The sequence below is a fragment of the Halomonas sp. NO4 genome, from assembly GCF_010994375.1.
GTDB lineage: Bacteria > Pseudomonadota > Gammaproteobacteria > Pseudomonadales > Halomonadaceae > Halomonas.
Genome location: NZ_WHMA01000048.1, coordinates 1 through 16,920, shown reverse-complemented (window position 1 = coordinate 16,920; position 16,920 = coordinate 1). Strand labels below are relative to the sequence as shown.

Below are 16,920 nucleotides of genomic sequence, written 5' to 3'. Positions count from 1 at the left end.
GGCGCGCCACCCGGCCCTGTGCGCCGGGCTCGAGCGGGCCGGCGTGCGCCTGGCGCGTCGGCCGCTGCGCGTTCGCCTGGGCGAGCCGCGCCTTGACCGCGAGCACGGCCGGCTGCGCCTCGATTTTCGCCTGCCGCGAGGCAGCTTTGCCACGGCCGTGCTGCGTGAACTGATTTCGCATCCGACCCTGACCTTCGAAACGGCCTTGCCGGGCCAGTGAGGAGACCCATGCGCCGACTGCTGCTTTCCAACGACGATGGCGTGCACGCCCCCGGCCTGCGCGCGCTCTTCGATGCGCTGACGCCCCATGCACGGCTGCGTGTGGTGGCCCCGGACCGCGACCGCAGCGGGGCCAGCAACTCGCTCACGCTCTCCCGGCCGCTGTCGCTCACCGCTCTCGACAGCGGCTTCTACTGCGTTGACGGCACCCCGGCAGACTGCGTCTACCTGGGGGTCAACGGCGTCTGGGACGAGAAGCCGGATCTCGTCATCTCGGGCATCAACCACGGCGGCAACCTGGGCGACGACGTGATCTATTCGGGCACTGTGGCCGCGGCCATGGAGGGGCGCAACCTGGGCATGTCGGCCATCGCCATGTCGCTGGCCGGCTCGCGCTACTTCGACACCGCCGGCCGCGTGGCGGCGAGCCTGGTGGGCATCGCCGACCAGCTCTCGCTGCCGCCGCGCAGCCTGCTCAACGTCAACGTGCCGGACCTGCCCTGGGACGAGCTGCGCGGCGTGCGCGTCACCCGCCTGGGCTATCGCGGCCCGGCCGAGCGCCCCATGGAGGTGCGCGACCCCCGCGGGCGGCTGCGCTACTGGATCGCCGCGGCCGGCGAGAATGCCGACGACGGCCCCGACACCGATTTTGCCGCCGTGGAGTCGGGATTCGTTTCCATCACGCCGCTGCAGCTCGACCTGACGCGGCACACCGCTCTGGATGATGTACGGGACTGGCTGAATGCACTCACCTGACGGCCTGGCCGAGCGCTTTCGCGGGGTCGGCATGACCTCCCAGCGCACCCGCAATCGCATGATGGCTCGCCTGGCCAAGCAGGGCATCGCCGACGCGCGGGTGTTGGAGACCATGGCGCGCGAGCCGCGCCACCTCTTTCTCGACGAGGCGCTCTCCCATCGCGCCTACGAGGACACCTCGCTACCCATCGGCCACGGCCAGACCCTCTCTCAGCCGTGGATGGTGGCGCGCATGACCGAGCTGGTGCTACGCGAGTCGCCCGCCCGCGTTCTGGAGATCGGCACCGGCTCCGGCTATCAGACGCTGATCCTGGCCCGGCTGGTCCCGGAACTCTGGTCCGTGGAGCGGATCAATGCTCTGCATCACCGCGCCGCGGCGCGCCTGCGCCTGCTCGAGGTGCGCAATGTCCACCTGCGCCTCTCCGACGGCGGCCATGGCTGGGAGGCGGCAGCGCCCTTCGATGTCATCCTGCTCACCGCCTGTGCCAGCGAGTTGCCCGCGCCGCTGCTCGCCCAGCTCGCCGAGACGGGCGGGGTGATGATCCTGCCGCTGGCCGACGCCAAGGGGGCCCAGTGGCTCACCCGGGTGTGCCGCAGCGGCGACCAGTACGACGTCCAGCGCCTCGAGCGGGTCCGGTTCGTGCCGCTGCTGCAAGGCGTCATTCGTTGAAAGGAGTCAGCCGTTGAAGCGCCACCTCAGTGTGTTCCTCAAGGGTGCCGGGATGGGCGCCGCCGATGCCGTGCCCGGCGTCTCCGGCGGCACCATCGCCTTCGTGACCGGCATCTACGAAGAGCTGATCGATACCATCAAGCAGTTCGGTCCCTCCGCTTTTCCCGCCTGGCGGCAGGGCGGCCTGGCCGGGCTCGCCGTGCATCTCAACCTGGCCTTCGTGCTGCCGCTGCTCGCCGGTATCGCGGTGAGCCTGGTCAGCGTCGCTCATCTGGTGGGCTGGCTGCTCGACGACCACCCGCTGCTGCTCAACGGCTTCTTCTTCGGCCTGGTGGCTGCCTCGGCGCTGGTGGTCAGGCGCCACCTCGCCGAGTGGAAGTTCTGGCACCTGATTCCGCTGATCGCCGGCCTGCTGCTGGCCCACTGGCTGCCTTCGCTGATGCCGTTGATCACCCTGCTCGGTAGCCCCGCGCTGATGCTGGTGGTGGGCGGCACCATCGCCATCAGCGCGCTGCTGCTGCCGGGGGTTTCGGGCAGCTTCCTGCTGCTCACCATGGGGCTCTACGGTACCGTGATGCAGGGCATCCGCGGCTTCGACCTGGAGCTGCTGAGCCTGTTCGCCGTGGGATGCGCCATCGGCCTGTTCGGCTTCTCGCGGCTGCTCTCCTGGCTGCTCCATCGCCACCACACTGCCACCCTGCAGCTGCTGGTCGGCTTCATCGTCGGCTCGTTGCCGGTGCTGTGGCCCTGGCGCGAGCTCACCCGCTACCAGCTTGGCCCCCAAGGCCAGATGATTCCCCTCGACTATCGCTATCTGAGCCCCGGCGACTTTGCCGTGTTGACCGGGGATTCCAGCTTGCTGTGGCCGGTACTGGCCATCATGCTGGTGGGCGCTGCCCTGGTGCTCTGGCTGAGCCACTGGCAGGGTGCGGGAGCGTCTCGTTCCCGACACGCGCCCGGCGCTTCGCGACTGCCTGACAAGGAGGATGGCTCCCATGCGTAAGCTCTTTCTCGTTTCCGCCATCGCCCTGGCGATGACCGGCTGTGCCGCCCAACAGGAATCGGCGCCACCCCAGGTCCGAGATCTCTCGACCAGCCGCGAGCGCGCCGCCGAAACCCACTACACCGTGGAGGCCGGCGATACCCTCTACGGCATTGCCTGGCGCCACGGCATGGATTACCGCGACCTGGCCCAGCTCAACCAGATCGGTCCCCCTTATCGTATTCAGCCCGGTCAGCAGCTGCGGCTGCAGCCGGGCGGACAGGCCGCGTCGGGCAACGAGGGCACGCCGCAGGTCCAGGACGGGGCCGTGGCCACCGCCACGGCCTTGGGCGGCACTCAGGCCGACAGCGGCGACGATGACTGGTTGCTGCCCGACGAGGAGGCGATCGCCCGCAACCGGCGTTTGACCGCCGAGGATGATGACGCCACGGCAGCGGCATCCGACAACGAAGCGGACGCCGAGACGACGGTTGCCGCCGCCGAGGACGCGGGGACCCAGGAAGCTCCGCAGGCGTCGACACAACAGGCGTCGGCACAACAGGAATCGGCACAACAGGAATCGACGCAACAGGCGTCAGCGCAGCAGCAATCGGCACAGGAAGGCGCCCAGGAGCCGAGCTCGCCAGAAGCCGAGCCCGAGCCGGATGCCGGCACTGAGGTGGCGGGGGCGCCCGAGCGCTCCTCGGGCGCGGCCAGTCGCACCTACACGCCGGTCGAGGAAGTGCCCTGGCAGTGGCCGGTGGACGGTGAGGTGATCGGCTCCTACGGCGAGGGCGAGAGCATCACCGCCGGCATTGATATCGCCGGGCAAAAGGGGCAACCTGTCACGGCAGCCGGGCCAGGCATCGTGGTGTATGCCGGCAGCGGGGTTCGCGGCTACGGCAACCTGGTGCTGATCAAGCACAACGACCAGTTTCTGAGCGCCTATGCCCATAACGAGAGCCTGCAAGTGTCGGAAAACGACGTGGTCGAGGCCGGCGAGGTCATCGCCACCATGGGTGACAGCGATGCCGAGAGTGTCAGGCTGCATTTCGAGGTTCGCAAGGATGGTCAGCCTCAGGACCCGTTGGAGTACCTGCCTTCCCGGTAGTCCGGCAGTGTGCCCAGAGCCCCTGGCCATCACGCGTTCTGGCCATCGAGTGTGACGCGGGTCACCTCGATGCCGGGCGCACACCAGGTGAGAGTCGCACCAGGTGAGAGTCGCATAACAACAACAGCGGGTGCCGCCGAAACCGAACCCTGATCGCGACGGCACTACCTTGGCGCAACCACGGGGTAGCAACGATGAGCATGCTTGAACGGGACCTTCAGGACGTGGATCTCAACGACGTGGAGGAGGCCGATGCCCTCGACGGTGCCGCCCCGGACGTCTCAGACAATGACGACGAGGCGTTCGAGAAGGCCCTCAGCCGCGAAGACCGGCAGTATCACCATAGTCTGGACGCCACCCAGATTTACCTCAACGAAATCGGCTTCTCGCCGCTGTTGACCCCCGAAGAAGAGGTCTACTTCGGGCGCCTGGCCCAGCAGGGCGATCCGGCCGGGCGTTCCCGGATGATCGAGTCCAACCTGCGCCTGGTGGTCAAGATCGCCCGGCGCTACCTCAACCGCGGCCTCACCCTGCTCGACCTCATCGAGGAGGGTAACCTGGGGCTGATCCGCGCAGTGGAGAAGTTCGACCCCGAACGCGGCTTCCGCTTCTCCACGTATGCGACCTGGTGGATCCGCCAGACCATCGAGCGGGCGCTGATGAACCAGACGCGCACCATTCGCCTACCCATCCATGTGGTCAAGGAGCTCAACATCTACCTGCGCGCCGCGCGGGAGCTCACCCAGAAGCTCGACCACGAAGCCACTGCCGAGGAGATCGCCGACTACCTCGACAAGCCGGTGGAGACGGTCAAGAAGATGATGGGCCTCAACGAGCGGGTGTCGTCGGTGGACTACCCGGTGGGCGGCGAGAGCGACAAGCCGCTCATCGAGACGCTGGCCGACGACAACGACCTGGGCCCCGAGTCCTCGCTGGTCGATGTCGACGTGCGCCAGCACGTCGACGACTGGCTGGCCGAGCTGACCGAAAAGCAGATGGAAGTGGTGGTGCGTCGCTTCGGGCTGCGCGGCCATGAGGCCGCCACCCTCGAGGAGGTGGGCGACGAGATTGGCCTGACCCGCGAGCGAGTGCGCCAGATCCAGGTCGAGGCGCTCAAGAAGCTGCGGCGTGTGCTGGAGAAGCAGGGCCTGTCGATGGACGCCATCTTCGAATGACCCGACCGCTCGTCGCCGATATCGATCTCGACGCCTTTCGTCACAACTATGCCCTCGCCCGGGCCCAGGCCCCGGGCAGCCGCGCCCTGGCGGTGATCAAGGCCGATGGCTACGGTCATGGCGCCGTGGCCTGCGCCCGGGCGCTGGAAGGTCTGCCCGACGGCGAGCGCCCTCCGGCCTTTGCCGTGGCTTGCCTCGAGGAGGCCGAGCGACTTCGCGAGGGCGGCATCCGCACCCCCATCCTGCTGCTGGAGGGCATCTTCGAGGCCGCCGAACTCGAGCGCGTCGAGGCGCTCTCGCTGTGGATGGCCGTGCACAGCGACTGGCAGGTGGAGGCGCTGCTCGCCTATCGCCCGGCGCGCCCCATCCCGGTGTGGCTCAAGGTGGACTCCGGCATGCACCGGCTGGGTTTTGCCCCCGCGGCGGTGCCCGCCGTCTGGGCACGCTTGGCCGCCGCGCCCGGCCAGGCCACCGACCTGCACCTGATGAGCCACCTAGCCACCGCCGATGAAGCGGATACCCGCGCCTGCTGCGATCAGCTGGCCCGCATGCAGGCGCTCGCCGACCGTTTGCAGGCGCCGCTCTGCCTGGCCAATTCCCCGGCCACCCTGGCCTGGCCCGAGGCCCACGGCGCCTGGGTGCGCCCCGGGGTGATGCTCTACGGCAGCGACCCGCTGGAAGTGCCCAACGCGGCAAGCCAAGGCCTGCAGCCGGTGATGACGCTGCGCTCGGCGATCATTGCGGTGCGCGACATCGCACCCGGCGAGGCGGTAGGCTACGGGCGGCGCTGGCAGGCCACGCGGCCCTCGCGCATCGCCACCGTGGCCGGCGGCTACGGCGACGGTTACGACCGCCACGCCGCTGACGGCACCCCGACGCTGGTGGCCGGGCGGCGCGCGCCCCTGGCCGGCAAGGTCTCCATGGACATGCTCACCGTGGACATCACCGACATCCCCGAGGCCGAGATCGGCACCGAGGTGGTGCTCTGGGGGCGCGCGACCAATGGTGCGGTGCTCTCCATCGACGAGGTGGCGCACCACTGCGACACCATCAGCTATACGCTGCTCACCGGGGTGCTGCCGCGCGTGCCGAGACGCTATTCCTGCCAGGTGTGAGTGCCTCCCTTCAGCCCGCGTGGGCGGCGCGATATGATGTGGCTTTTTTACCGACGAGACCCCGCATGTCCAAGCGTCACTGGCCGGCTTCCTTCGCCCATCCCCGCTACTGGCACGTCTGGCTGGCCATCGGCGCCATGCATGTCGCGGCCTGGCTACCCTGGCGGTTGAAACTGTGGCTGGGCAAGGCCATCGGCGTGTCGGCCTGGTGCCTGGCAAAGCGGCGCCGGCACATCACCGAGACCAATCTCCGCCTGTGCTTTCCCGAGCTCGACGAGGCGCAGCAGCGCCGCCTGGTGCGCGACACCTTCATTGCCAACGGCATCGGCATACTCGAAACCGCCACCGGCTGGTGCCGCGACCCCGAGCATTTGCGCCACCGGGTGACCTTCAAGGGGCAGGCGCACCGGGCACGCCTGGAGGCCGAGGGCAGGGGGGCGCTGATTCTCGGCGTGCACTTCTCGACCCTGGATCTGGGGGCAGCGCTGCACTCGCTGTACTTTCGGGCGGATGCGGTCTACCGACCGCACAACAACCCGCTCTTCGACCGCTTCATGGGGCGTGCGCGCAAGGACTACTTCGATGCCACCCTGGATCGCCACGACCTGCGGGGCGTCATTCGGCGCATCAACTCGGGCCATGCAGTGTGGTACTCGCCGGATCAGGACTTCGGCCGCAGGGCGAGCGTCTTCGCGCCCTTCTTCGGCGTCGAGGCGGCCACCGTCAAACTGACGGCGAAGATCGCGCAAATGACCGGCGCCCCGGTCATCCCGCTGATCTTTCATCGCAATTCGGATGACCGCACCTACACCCTGGAGTACATGCCGCCGCTTGAGGATTTCCCCAGCGGCGACGAGGTCGCCGACGCTGCGCGCATCAACGCCGTCATCGAGCAGGCGATCCGCAAGCACCCCGAGCAGTACCTCTGGCTGCATCGTCGCTTCAAGACGCGCCCGGAAGGCGAGGCGGGGTTTTACTGAAGGAGAGGCACTGGGGCGCCTGCGGCGCCTTCGCCCGGCTGAGCCGGCCTCCCACAGAGAGCACTAGTGCCGTAGCAATGTGGGAGGGCGCTTCAGCGCGAAGCAGCGCGCAGCGCTGCTAGAAGGCACCGGGGCGCCTGCGGCGCCTTCGCCCGGCGGAGCCGGCCTCCTACAGAGCGCACTAGCGCCATAGCAATGTGGGAGGGCGCTTCAGCGCGCGAAGCAGCGCGCAGCGCTGCCCAAACCGGGCGCCTGGCGGCGCCTTCGCCCGGCGAAGCCGGCCTCCCACAGGGCGAAGTCAGCAGCGCCTCAGGCGTCGATGCGCTTATACTTCATCCGATGCGGCGTGTCGTCACCCACGCGCTTCTTGTGGTCCGCCTCGTACTCGGTGTAGTTGCCCTCGAAGAACTCCACGTGGGACTCCCCCTCGAAACCGAGAATATGCGTGGCGATGCGGTCGAGGAACCAGCGGTCGTGGGAAATCACCAGGGCGCAACCCGGGAAGGCGAGCAGGGCTTCCTCCAGGGCGCGCAGGGTCTCCACGTCGAGGTCGTTGGAGGGCTCGTCGAGCAGCAGCACGTTGGCGCCCTGCTTGAGCGTCTGGGCCAGCTGCAGCCGGCCGCGCTCGCCGCCGGAGAGCTCGTCGAGGCGCTTCTGCTGATCGTTGCCCTTGAAGTTGAAGCGACCCACGTAGGCGCGTGACGACACTTCGTAGCCGTTGATGTTGAGGATGTCCTGGCCGTCGGATACGGCCTGCCAGACGGTCTGCTTGTCGTCGAGGGCGTCGCGCAGCTGCTCGACGTAGGCGATGTCGACGGTGTCACCGACCACCACTTCGCCGCTGTCGGGCAGCTCTTGGCCTGCGATCAGCTTGAACAGCGTCGACTTACCCGCGCCGTTGCCACCGACGATACCCACGATGGCGCCCTTGGGCACGCTGAAGGAGAGGTCCTCGTAGAGCAGCTTGTCCTCGAAGGCCTTGCTGACGCCGTGGAACTCGATGACCTTGTCGCCCAGGCGCGGGCCGGGCGGAATGTAGATCTCGTTGGTCTCGTTGCGCTTCTGGAAGTCGCCGGACTGCATCTCCTCGAAGCGGTTGAGGCGCGCCTTGCTCTTGGCCTGGCGGCCCTTGGCGTTGGAGCGCACCCACTCGAGTTCCTGCTTGATCGCCTTCTGGCGCGAGGCCTCCTGCTTGGATTCCCGCTCCAGGCGCTTCTCCTTGGCCTCGAGCCACTGGGAGTAGTTGCCCTCGAAGGGAATGCCCTGGCCGCGGTCGAGCTCGAGAATCCAGCCGGCCACGTTGTCGAGGAAGTAACGGTCGTGGGTGATCGCCACCACGGTGCCCGAGTAGTCGTGCAAAAAGCGCTCGAGCCAGGCCACGGATTCGGCATCCAGGTGGTTGGTGGGCTCGTCGAGCAGCAGCATGTCGGGGCTGGAGAGCAACAGGCGGCACAGTGCCACGCGGCGTCGCTCGCCGCCGGAGAGGTTGCCCACCCTGGCGTCCCAAGGCGGCAGGCGCAGGGCCTCGGCGGCCACCTCGAGCTTGCGCTCCAGGTTGTGGGCGTCGGCGGCCTCGATGATGTTCTCCAGGCGCGCCTGCTCGGCAGCCAGGGCGTCGAAGTCGGCATCCGGCTCGGCGTAGGCGGCGTAGACGCCGTCGAGCTTCTCCTGGGCTTCCTTGATGCCGGCCAGCGCTTCCTCGACGGTCTCGCGGACGTTCTTCTCGTCGTCGAGCTGCGGCTCCTGGGGCAGGTAGCCGACGTTGATGCCCGGCATGGGGCGCGCCTCGCCTTCGTACTCGGTGTCGACCCCGGCCATGATGCGCAGCAGGGTCGACTTGCCGGCACCGTTGAGGCCCAGCACGCCGATCTTGGCGCCGGGGAAGAAGGAGAGGGAGATGTCCTTGAGGATCTGCTTCTTGGGGGGCACGACCTTGCCCACCCGGTTCATGGTGTAGACGTATTGCGCCATGGGAACCCGTCGGTTGAGGATGTTCAGTGGCCAACGATGATAGTGGCCAGGAAGGCCAAAGGCCAGCGCCTCGGGTCCTGGGACAGGGCTATCGCAGTTATTTTGTGGGAGGGACGGTTCGACGCCTCGACTTCAGCTCGCGAAGCAGCGAGCAGCGCGCAGCGCTGCCCGATCTGGGCGCCTTTCGGCGCCTTCGCCCGGCAGAGCCGGCCTCCCACTTTGCCCCTCTCTGCCGTGGGTGCCATCAACTGCGATTGCCCTGGGTCCTGGGAGTGAGCCTCGACCCTCGAACCTTACTCTTCCTCGTCGAGGGCCCAGTCGTCCTCGATGGCACGCCTCAGGCGGCGCTCCTCCAGCAGGGCCTCGACGCGGCGACGCGCAAACAGGCTGTCTGCACGGCTGGACGGGCGGGGGCGGGCGTAGTCGTCGTCGTTGACGGCCTCGAAGAGATCGTCGTCGTCGAGCGTTGCGTTAAGGGGTTCATGGCTCATGCGAATCCTCCCATGGCCTTGCCCAACGGGCGTTCGGCGTCTTGCACACTCGCTTCGTGTCCGAAGCGACGGACCGGAAGCGCCATGGGTGCCGGGGCGACACCTGACGGCTATATAAAGCCGGTCAGGGGAAAGCGCAATAGCGTTCGACGATTTTTTTCTGCGCCTCAGGCGATGCCGTGCTGCGCCTTGAGGCGCTCCAGCTCCTGCTGGGCCTCGATGCGCTCGGTCACGTCCTTCTGCACGCCGATGAAGTAGGTGAGGTTGTCCTGCTCGTCGAAGACGGGAGTGATCGACAGCTCATTGTAGAAGAGGGTGCCGTCCTTGCGGTAGTTGCGCAGCACCTCGCGACAGGGGCGATGCTCGGCGAGCGCCTTGCGGATCGCCTCGATGCCAGGCTGGTCACGATCCTCGTTCTGCAGGAAGCGGCAGTCCTGATAGAGGATCTCGTCGGCCCTGTAGCCGGTCAGTCGCTCGAAGCCCTGGTTGACGTAGATCAGGATGTTCTCGTCGCCTTCCTGTTCGGCGACCACGATGCCGTCCTCCGAGGCGTCAACGATGCGCTCGAGCAGTTCCGGGCTGATCAGCGGGGGGCGTTTCATACGGTCATCCTGTCGCGGCTTAGTGGTATCGATGCTATATCATGGCCAGCCGGCGCGGCGTTGACAATCACCGCCCGCCACCCAGGCGTTGCCCTGGGCTGGTATCATCGTGACATCCATGTCGCGAGGGAGGCCGCCGTGTCACGCATTCGTATCCACTACTGCACCCAGTGCCAGTGGCTCTTGCGCAGCGCCTGGCTGGCTCAGGAGCTGCTCTCCACCTTCGGTGAAGACCTCGACGGCGTCGAACTGGTGCCGTCCCACGGCGGCTATTTCGAGATCTTCTACGACGGCGACTCGCTCTGGGAGCGCAAGCGCGACGGCGGCTTCCCCGACAGCAAGGCGCTCAAGCAGAAGGTCCGCGACCGCCTCGACCCTGGCCGCGACCTGGGACATGTGGATCGGTGAGAGGCTCTTGGCCATGCGACTGACAGCGGAACAGGTTAGCCACATTCATGCTGCGGTGACCGAGCTGCTCGGATCCGAGGCCCGTATCTACCTGTTCGGCTCGCGGGTGGATGATAGCCGTAAGGGGGGCGATATCGACATCTACATCGAGACGCCTTCGTTGCCTCAACCGCGCTCACAGCTACAGGCTAAATTGCTACGCAAGCTGTGGCAGCGGCTGGGTACTCAGCGCATCGATCTGCTGATCCGCACCGATGCCGAGTCCCTGCGGCCCATCCACCGTGATGCCCTGGAACAAGGAGTCAGGCTGTGAACACTACGCCACAGGCGATTCTCGTCGATCAGCTGGAGGTTGCCGAGCGCATGCTAGGGCACCTGCAACGCTCCTGGAAGGCCATTCAGGCAGACCTGCCTGTCACTGCTGAGCAGGTGTCCCGGCTGGATGATGACACCATCGACCGCCTGGATCTTTTCCTGAGCCGCTTTGGCAAGTTGCAGGACTTCATGGCCGGAAAGCTGTTCAGGGCCCTAGCCAGAGCCAGCCTCGAAGACACCGCCCAAGATGTGTCGCTGATGGATACGCTCAATCGCATGGAAAAGTTCGGCGTGCTGGGCAGCATCGACGACTGGCTAGAAATTCGTCTACTGCGCAACGCTTTCGCTCATGAGTACTTGACGGATGCGGCAGCCATTGCCGAAAACATCAACGCGGCAGCGCGTTGCTACCCGGTACTGCCCGACACCCTGCAACGCTGTCGTGAATTTCATCAGCACCATATCGTCAGAGAGCGTTCGGCGGGTGAGCCATGACCCAAGACGGCCGCGCGATGCTCTTCGGCCTGGGTGCCGTGGGGTTGTGGTCCACGGTGGCCACCGCCTTCAAGGTGGCGCTTGGCTACATGTCGCCGCTGGAGCTGATGTGGCTCGCTTCGCTGGTCTCCTGGGCGCTGATGGGCGTGCTGGTGCTGCGCCAGGGGCTGGCTGGGGAGGCGCTCCGCCGCGGCTGGCGGACTGCCGCCTGGGCGGGGTTGATGAACCCGGTGGCCTATTACCTGGTGCTGTTCGGCGCCTATGACCGCCTGCCGGGCCAGGAGGCCATGGCGCTCAACTACACCTGGGCGCTGACCATGGCCTTTCTGGCCGTGCCGATTCTCGGTCAGCGCCTCACCCGGCTCGACGTACTGGCGGGCGTGATCGCCTACTCGGGCGTGTGGACGATCGCCACCCGCGGCGCGGTGTTCGACGTTGCCTTCGCCGACCCGCTGGGTGTCGGCATGGCGCTTGCCTCGACGCTGCTGTGGGCGCTCTACTGGCTGCTCAACGCCCGCGATCACCGCCCGCCGTTGGTGGCCCAGTGGCAGAACTTCAGCGCCGGGGTGCCGGTGCTCACCGTGCTGCTGCTGGCGGGGCCGGGGCTCGAGTGGCACGGCTGGGCCGGGCTCGGCGCGGGTGTCTACGTGGGGCTCTTCGAGATGGGCATCGCCTTCGTGCTGTGGCAGCTGGCGGTTCACCAAGTGTCGCGCACCGCCAAGGTCTCCAACCTGATCTTCCTCTCGCCGCCGGTGTCGCTGCTGCTGCTGTTTCTCGTCGTCGGCGAGCCGATCCTGCCCTCGACGCTGGTCGGCCTGGTGCTGATTCTCGGTGGCCTGGGGCTGCAGCAGTGGCAAAAGAGCCCGGCGCCGGCGGTTCAGGAGAGCAGCTGATACTCGAACAAGAGCTGCTTGAAGTCCTGTCGCTGGTGGCAGAAGAGGTAGACGGAGACTTCCTCTTGTTCTGGCCAGTGACGGTAGATCACTCGGTAGCCGTCGATCAGCAGTTCGCGGTAGTGGCTGATGCCGAGTTCCAGGGCCTGCCGGCAGGTGGGGTAGGTAAAGGGCCTTTCCGAGAGGCGTTGCATGGCAGCGTTGGCAAGCCGCTGGGTGTAGGCGTGAGCTTCCGTCGGGGCCCATTCCAAGTGATCAACCAGGAAATGACGACAGCTGCGCAGTGATCGAAGAGCGGTGTCTTCAAGCCTGATGGCACCATTCACAAGGACTCACCCAGCTCAGCGCGCTCATCGTCCTTTAGTCGCTGCATGAACTCATCGGCCGTCATCGTTTTGCCTTCCTGCCGGCTCTTCTCGCCCAGGCTCAGCAGCTTGAGCAGGGCAATGGCTTGTTCGCGCCGTTCGTGAGCGGCATAGGACTCGACCACATAGGTGGGCTTGCCCTTCTGGGTGATCACCAGGGGCTCCTCGACATCGAGTGTGGCAGCATTCTGCTTCAGGTAGCTGATGGTCTCGGTGCGCATCGTGCACTCCTGGGTGGATTGGTTTCGTGGGTCAAATATAGTCCACGAATGGACCGGCGGCTAGTTCTCTGCAGGCTGAAGGCCATTCCGCTTCAGCAGTGTCGCCAGCTGAGGCCACACATTCTCGAGGATATGCGGCTGGGCCTCGGCGGTGGGGTGAATGCCGTCGTCCTGCATCAGCTCGTCCTCCAGCGCCACGTTGTCGAGCAGGAAGGGGACCAGGGGCAGGTCGTAGTCGTCGGCCAGGCGTTCGTAGACGCCGGTGAAGGCATCGCGGTAGGCCTGGCCGTAGTTGGGCGGGATGTCGATGCCGAGCAGCAGCACCTCGGCGCCGGCTTCCTGGCTCACCTCGATCATGTCGGCCATGTTGGCCTCGAACTGGGCGGGCGGCAGGCCGCGCAGGCCGTCGTTGCCGCCCAGCTCGAGCAGAACGATGTCCGGCTCGTGCTGTCCGAGCAAGTCGGGTAGCCGGTTCGCGCCGCCGCTGCTGGTTTCGCCGCTGATGCTGGCGTTGACCACCTCGGCCTTTCCCCCCAGGCGCTGCTGCAGCAGACTGACCCAACCCTGCTGTGCCTCGATGCCGTAGGCCGCGCTCAGGCTGTCGCCCATCACCAGCACCACCGGCGGTTCGTCCGCCGCGGCGGGCAGGGCGACCAGCCACAGCGGCAAGGCCAGCACCGCCAGCCAGCGGCCGCCGCGCGCCATACGGCCCAGGAACGTTCGAACCCAATCACCAGGGAAGCCTGTCACCATGTCCCACTCCTCGACTCGTCATACCACAGCGGATCCTGCGCCGATTCTACACGCCGCGGGCCTGACCAAGGAGGTCGACAGCGGCGAGCGCCGGCTCACCATTCTGAGCGACCTGGGCCTCACCGTGTTCCCCGGCGAGAGCGTGGCGATCCTTGGGCAGAGCGGCGCCGGCAAGTCGACCCTGCTGGGGTTGCTCGCCGGCCTGGATGCGGCGACGAGCGGCCGGCTGGCGATGTTCGGCCACGACCTCGCCGAGCTCGATGAAGACGGCCGCGCCGCCCTGCGCGCCGGCCGGGTGGGCTTCGTGTTCCAGAATTTCCAGCTGCTGCCCACGCTGACGGCGCTGGAGAACGTGCTGCTGCCACTGGAGCTCACCGATATCAGCGATCCCCAAGCCCGCGCTCGCGACTGGCTGGGCCGCGTGGGGCTCGGCGAGCGCCTCGATCACCTGCCCAAGCAGCTCTCCGGCGGCGAACAGCAGCGCGTCGCCCTGGCGCGCGCCTTCGTTACCGGGGCCGAGCTGGTGTTCGCCGACGAGCCCACCGGCAACCTCGACCCGACCACCGGCGGCCGCGTCATCGACCTGCTCTTCGCCCTCAACCGCGAGGCGGGCACCACCCTGGTACTGGTGACCCACGACCACGCCCTGGCCCGGCGCTGCGGGCGCTGCCTGCGCCTCGCCGACGGCCACCTGACCGAGATGGCCCGCGAAGAGGTCGAGGCATGAGAGCGCTGGCCCTCTCCGCCCGCGGCCTGCGCCGCGACCTGCGCGCCAGCGACGTGCGCGCGCTCTTCGTGGCCCTGGCGCTGGCCGTGGCCGCCTCGACCATGATCGGCTTCTTTCTCGACCGTCTCGACCGCGGCCTCACCCGCCAGGCGGGGCAGTTGATGGGCGGCGACCTGGTGCTGGAGCAGTCGCGCCCCTTCGGCGACGAGGTGCGTAGCGCTCTCGAGGACGCCGGCCTGACGCTCTCCGATCAGGTCGACATGGTATCGATGGTCTCCCACGACGGCGCCTTCCAACCGGCGAGTCTCAAGGTGGTGGATTCCGTCTACCCCCACTACGGCGAGGCGCGGGTCGACCGCGGGAGCGGTGTCGAGCGCATTGCCAGCGGCCCAGTGCCTGGCGAGGTGTGGATCGCCCCGCGCCTGGCGCTGCTGCTCGAAGTCGAAGTGGGCGAGCGCGTGCGCGTCGGCGAGAGCGAACTCCGCGTGGGTGGGTTCATCGAGCGCGAGCCGGACCAGTCCGCCGGCTTTACCAACTTCAACCCGCGCCTGATGATGCACCATGACGACCTGGCGGCCACCGGCCTGGTGCAGGAGGGCTCGCGGGTCGAGTTCGAGATTCTCGCCGCCGGCCCCGCCGAGGCGGTGGCCAGCGTCGAGCCGCTACTCGAACGGCTGCGCCGCGACGGCGTGGAAGTGCGCGACGTGCGCCACGACCGTCCGGGTCTCGGCAATGCCCTGGAGCGCGCCGAGAAGTACCTGAGCCTGGCGGGACTTGCTGCCGTGCTGCTCGCCGGCGTCGCCGTGGCCATGGCCACGCGGCGCTACGTGGACCGCCACCTCGACACCGCCGCGCTGCTGCGCTGCTTCGGCGCCTCGCAGGGCGAGCTGGGGCGGCTTTTCGCGCTGCAGCTGCTGTGGCTGGCGTTGGCGGCCGCGGCCCTGGGCGCCCTGCTGGGCCTGGCCGGCCAGGCGGCGCTGCTGGGGTTGCTCACCGCCTTCCTGCCGCTGGAGCTGCCGCCCCCCGGCTGGCTGCCGCTGGCGCTCGGGGTGTTCACCGCCGTGGCCGTGCTGGTGGGCTTCGCCGGCCCCACGCTGCTGCGCTTGAAGCGGGTCAGCGCGCTCAAGGTGCTGCGCCGCGAGCTCGACCCGTTGCCCGCCTCGGCGTGGCTGGTGGTGGCCGTGGCCAGCCTGGTGTTCGGCGCTCTGCTGTGGCTCTACTCCGGCGACCTGGCGCTCGCCGCGGCGCTGTTGGTCGGGGGGCTCGCCATGCTCGCCGTGCTCTGGGGCCTGGGTGCGCTGTTGCTCGGCCTGGTGCTGCGCCTCACCGCCCGCCTGCCCCAGGGCGCCGGCGATGATACCCGCCGCGCGCTGCGCCTGGGCGGGCGTCAACTGGCGCGGCGGCGCAGCGCCAGCCTCGGTCAGCTGCTCGCCTTCGCGGTGACCTTCTTCGCCATGGCGATGATCGCCATGGTGCGCGGCGACCTGCTCATCACCTGGCAGGCCCAACTGCCCGAGGAGACACCCAATCACTTCGCCATCAACATCCAGCCCGACGAGCGCGACGCCTTCGTCGAGACGCTGGAGCCCGCGGCCGACGACCGCACCGCGCTCTATCCCATGGTGCGCGGGCGTATCACCGCCATCAACGACCAGCCGCCCCAGGAGGCGGTGCCGCCGGAGTCGCGCGGCGACAACGCCCTGCGTCGCGAGCTCAACCTCACCTGGCAGGAGGCGCTGCCCGAGGGCAACCGCCTGGTCGCCGGGGAGTGGTTCGATGAACTCGAGAACGACCAGGCCGGCAGCGATTGGCTCAGCGCCGTGGACGCCCAGCCGCTCACCGAGCGCGTACCCATCTCCATGGAAGACGGCCTGGCCGAGCGCTTCGGCCTGACGCTCGGCGACACCCTCACCTTCACCATTGGCAGCCAGGAGATCGTCGGCGAGATCGCCAGCCTGCGCGACCTCGACTGGGACAGTTTCCGGCCCAACTTCTACGTGATCTTCCCGCCCGGCGTGCTGGAACGTTTCGGCCACAGCTACATCACCGCCTTCCACCTCGGCGACAACGACAGCGACACCGTGCGCCAGCTGGCGCGGCAGTTCCCCGGCGTCTCGCTGCTCAACGTCGACGCAATCCTCGCCCAGGTGCGCGATGTCCTCACCCAGGTCACCCGCGCCGTGGAGCTGGTACTCGCCTTCGTGCTGCTCGCCGGGGTCAGCGTGCTCTACGCCGCCCTTACCGCCAGTCGGCCGGTGCGCGCCCACGAGAGCGGTCTGCTGCGCGTGTTCGGCGCCGGCAACCGGCTGATTTCCCGCGTGCAGGGCGCCGAGTTCGCCATCCTCGGCCTGGCCAGCGGGCTGATGGGAGCGCTGCTCGCCGAGCTCGCCACGGCGGGGCTCTACGTCGCCTGGCTCGACCTCGCCCCGCGCCCCCACCCCTGGCTGTGGTTGGTGCTGCCGCTGGGCGGGGCCGTGCTGATCGGCGCCATCGGCCACGCGCTCTCTTACGGCCTGCGCCGCCAGGCCCCGGCGGCGAGCCTCGCCCTGCTGGGGGAGGCGTAGGCAGGTTTGGCAGCGCTGCTTTGTCGAGGCGTCGAACCGGCGCCTTCTGGCAGTGCTGCGCACTGCTTCGCGCGCTGAAGCGCCCTCCCACCGGGTTCACCACCCAA

20 protein-coding genes are annotated in these 16,920 nt (G+C 67.9%); 14 read left to right on the top strand and 6 right to left on the bottom strand.

The genetic code is table 11. The features are described from left to right. The 8 genes from truD to lpxL all read left to right on the top strand — a co-directional run. Positions 1-220, top strand: a 220-nt coding sequence (truD, locus tag FEF15_RS17920) for a tRNA pseudouridine(13) synthase TruD (RefSeq protein WP_163560620.1), incomplete at its 5' end; no start/stop codon positions are given. Positions 221-228: 8 nt separating this feature from the next. Further along, positions 229-975, top strand: coding sequence for a 5'/3'-nucleotidase SurE (surE, locus tag FEF15_RS17915; protein ID WP_163560618.1), 747 nt, complete (start codon positions 229-231; stop codon positions 973-975). Beyond that, positions 962-1,645 (top strand): protein-L-isoaspartate(D-aspartate) O-methyltransferase, encoded by a 684-nt coding sequence (locus FEF15_RS17910; RefSeq protein ID WP_163560616.1) that lies wholly within the window; start codon positions 962-964, stop codon positions 1,643-1,645. Before surE ends, FEF15_RS17910 begins: the two co-directional genes overlap by 14 nt. 13 nt (positions 1,646-1,658) lie before the next feature. Beyond that, entirely contained in the window at positions 1,659-2,648 is a 990-nt protein-coding gene (locus FEF15_RS17905; protein ID WP_163560614.1) for a DUF368 domain-containing protein, read from the top strand. Continuing rightward, complete coding sequence (locus FEF15_RS17900) at positions 2,641-3,738, top strand: peptidoglycan DD-metalloendopeptidase family protein (protein WP_163560612.1); 1,098 nt, start codon at positions 2,641-2,643, stop codon at positions 3,736-3,738. Before FEF15_RS17905 ends, FEF15_RS17900 begins: the two co-directional genes overlap by 8 nt. Positions 3,739-3,932: 194 nt before the next feature. Next, a complete protein-coding gene (gene rpoS, locus FEF15_RS17895) occupies positions 3,933-4,913 on the top strand; it encodes an RNA polymerase sigma factor RpoS (protein WP_163560610.1) in 981 nt (326 codons plus the stop codon). Then, positions 4,910-6,028 carry an alanine racemase gene (gene alr / locus FEF15_RS17890; RefSeq protein WP_163560608.1) on the top strand — a complete coding sequence of 373 codons (1,119 nt, stop codon included), beginning with the start codon at positions 4,910-4,912 and terminating at the stop codon, positions 6,026-6,028. Before rpoS ends, alr begins: the two co-directional genes overlap by 4 nt. Before the next feature lie 65 nt (positions 6,029-6,093). Further along, positions 6,094-7,008 carry an LpxL/LpxP family Kdo(2)-lipid IV(A) lauroyl/palmitoleoyl acyltransferase gene (lpxL, locus tag FEF15_RS17885; protein WP_163560606.1) on the top strand — a complete coding sequence of 305 codons (915 nt, stop codon included), beginning with the start codon at positions 6,094-6,096 and terminating at the stop codon, positions 7,006-7,008. A 309-nt stretch (positions 7,009-7,317) separates the two neighbouring features. On the opposite strand, the gene ettA is transcribed toward lpxL, so the two are convergent. From ettA to FEF15_RS17870, 3 genes are all read right to left on the bottom strand, one after another. Further along, positions 7,318-8,979: an energy-dependent translational throttle protein EttA gene (ettA, locus tag FEF15_RS17880; protein ID WP_163560604.1), complete on the bottom strand. Its 1,662-nt coding sequence runs from the start codon at positions 8,977-8,979 to the stop codon at positions 7,318-7,320. A gap of 293 nt (positions 8,980-9,272) precedes the next feature. Next, positions 9,273-9,470: a hypothetical protein gene (locus tag FEF15_RS17875; protein WP_163560602.1), complete on the bottom strand. Its 198-nt coding sequence runs from the start codon at positions 9,468-9,470 to the stop codon at positions 9,273-9,275. A 167-nt stretch (positions 9,471-9,637) separates the two neighbouring features. Next, positions 9,638-10,072, bottom strand: coding sequence for a PAS domain S-box protein (locus FEF15_RS17870; protein WP_163560600.1), 435 nt, complete (start codon positions 10,070-10,072; stop codon positions 9,638-9,640). Positions 10,073-10,210: 138 nt separating this feature from the next. Here FEF15_RS17870 and FEF15_RS17865 point away from each other — a divergent pair, with 138 nt between their 5' ends. From FEF15_RS17865 to FEF15_RS17850, 4 genes are read left to right on the top strand one after another with little or no spacing between them, the layout of a single operon-like run. Beyond that, positions 10,211-10,480 (top strand): SelT/SelW/SelH family protein, encoded by a 270-nt coding sequence (locus tag FEF15_RS17865; RefSeq protein WP_163560598.1) that lies wholly within the window; start codon positions 10,211-10,213, stop codon positions 10,478-10,480. Between the two features lie 13 nt (positions 10,481-10,493). Beyond that, positions 10,494-10,793 carry a nucleotidyltransferase domain-containing protein gene (locus tag FEF15_RS17860; protein WP_240454236.1) on the top strand — a complete coding sequence of 100 codons (300 nt, stop codon included), beginning with the start codon at positions 10,494-10,496 and terminating at the stop codon, positions 10,791-10,793. Further along, on the top strand, positions 10,790-11,290 hold the full coding sequence (locus FEF15_RS17855; protein WP_163560594.1) for a hypothetical protein: 501 nt from the start codon (positions 10,790-10,792) through the stop codon (positions 11,288-11,290). Before FEF15_RS17860 ends, FEF15_RS17855 begins: the two co-directional genes overlap by 4 nt. Further along, the gene (locus FEF15_RS17850; RefSeq protein ID WP_163560592.1) at positions 11,287-12,183 is read left to right on the top strand and encodes a DMT family transporter; all 897 of its coding nucleotides are present in this window, start codon (positions 11,287-11,289) and stop codon (positions 12,181-12,183) included. The genes FEF15_RS17855 and FEF15_RS17850 overlap by 4 nt, the downstream gene beginning before the upstream one ends. On the opposite strand, the gene FEF15_RS17845 is transcribed toward FEF15_RS17850, so the two are convergent. The 3 genes from FEF15_RS17845 to FEF15_RS17835 are packed head-to-tail and all read right to left on the bottom strand — an operon-like array spanning position 12,168 to position 13,378. Then, on the bottom strand, positions 12,168-12,509 hold the full coding sequence (locus FEF15_RS17845) for a type II toxin-antitoxin system RelE/ParE family toxin (protein WP_163560590.1): 342 nt from the start codon (positions 12,507-12,509) through the stop codon (positions 12,168-12,170). The two genes, FEF15_RS17850 and FEF15_RS17845, sit on opposite strands and share 16 nt — an antisense overlap. Next, positions 12,506-12,769 (bottom strand): type II toxin-antitoxin system Phd/YefM family antitoxin, encoded by a 264-nt coding sequence (locus tag FEF15_RS17840; protein ID WP_163560588.1) that lies wholly within the window; start codon positions 12,767-12,769, stop codon positions 12,506-12,508. The genes FEF15_RS17845 and FEF15_RS17840 overlap by 4 nt, the downstream gene beginning before the upstream one ends. Before the next feature lie 60 nt (positions 12,770-12,829). Next, entirely contained in the window at positions 12,830-13,378 is a 549-nt protein-coding gene (locus FEF15_RS17835; protein ID WP_240454235.1) for an arylesterase, read from the bottom strand. Between the two features lie 142 nt (positions 13,379-13,520). On the opposite strand from FEF15_RS17835, the gene FEF15_RS17830 reads away from it, so the two are divergent. Then, entirely contained in the window at positions 13,521-14,249 is a 729-nt protein-coding gene (locus FEF15_RS17830) for an ATP-binding cassette domain-containing protein (protein WP_163560587.1), read from the top strand. Continuing rightward, complete coding sequence (locus tag FEF15_RS17825) at positions 14,246-16,813, top strand: FtsX-like permease family protein (protein ID WP_163560585.1); 2,568 nt, start codon at positions 14,246-14,248, stop codon at positions 16,811-16,813. Before FEF15_RS17830 ends, FEF15_RS17825 begins: the two co-directional genes overlap by 4 nt. Positions 16,814-16,920 lie beyond the last annotated feature (107 nt).

Coding starts and splice junctions, on each gene's coding strand:
- lpxL (WP_163560606.1), top strand. CDS start 6,094: ATGTCCAAGCGTCACTGGCCGGCTTCCTTCGCCCATCCCCGCTACTGG.
- FEF15_RS17835 (WP_240454235.1), bottom strand. CDS start 13,378: ATGGGCGACAGCCTGAGCGCGGCCTACGGCATCGAGGCACAGCAGGGT.
- FEF15_RS17840 (WP_163560588.1), bottom strand. CDS start 12,769: ATGCGCACCGAGACCATCAGCTACCTGAAGCAGAATGCTGCCACACTC.
- FEF15_RS17870 (WP_163560600.1), bottom strand. CDS start 10,072: ATGAAACGCCCCCCGCTGATCAGCCCGGAACTGCTCGAGCGCATCGTT.
- rpoS (WP_163560610.1), top strand. CDS start 3,933: ATGAGCATGCTTGAACGGGACCTTCAGGACGTGGATCTCAACGACGTG.
- FEF15_RS17900 (WP_163560612.1), top strand. CDS start 2,641: ATGCGTAAGCTCTTTCTCGTTTCCGCCATCGCCCTGGCGATGACCGGC.
- FEF15_RS17830 (WP_163560587.1), top strand. CDS start 13,521: ATGTCCCACTCCTCGACTCGTCATACCACAGCGGATCCTGCGCCGATT.
- ettA (WP_163560604.1), bottom strand. CDS start 8,979: ATGGCGCAATACGTCTACACCATGAACCGGGTGGGCAAGGTCGTGCCC.
- FEF15_RS17850 (WP_163560592.1), top strand. CDS start 11,287: ATGACCCAAGACGGCCGCGCGATGCTCTTCGGCCTGGGTGCCGTGGGG.
- FEF15_RS17825 (WP_163560585.1), top strand. CDS start 14,246: ATGAGAGCGCTGGCCCTCTCCGCCCGCGGCCTGCGCCGCGACCTGCGC.
- FEF15_RS17860 (WP_240454236.1), top strand. CDS start 10,494: ATGCGACTGACAGCGGAACAGGTTAGCCACATTCATGCTGCGGTGACC.
- alr (WP_163560608.1), top strand. CDS start 4,910: ATGACCCGACCGCTCGTCGCCGATATCGATCTCGACGCCTTTCGTCAC.
- surE (WP_163560618.1), top strand. CDS start 229: ATGCGCCGACTGCTGCTTTCCAACGACGATGGCGTGCACGCCCCCGGC.
- FEF15_RS17875 (WP_163560602.1), bottom strand. CDS start 9,470: ATGAGCCATGAACCCCTTAACGCAACGCTCGACGACGACGATCTCTTC.
- FEF15_RS17910 (WP_163560616.1), top strand. CDS start 962: ATGCACTCACCTGACGGCCTGGCCGAGCGCTTTCGCGGGGTCGGCATG.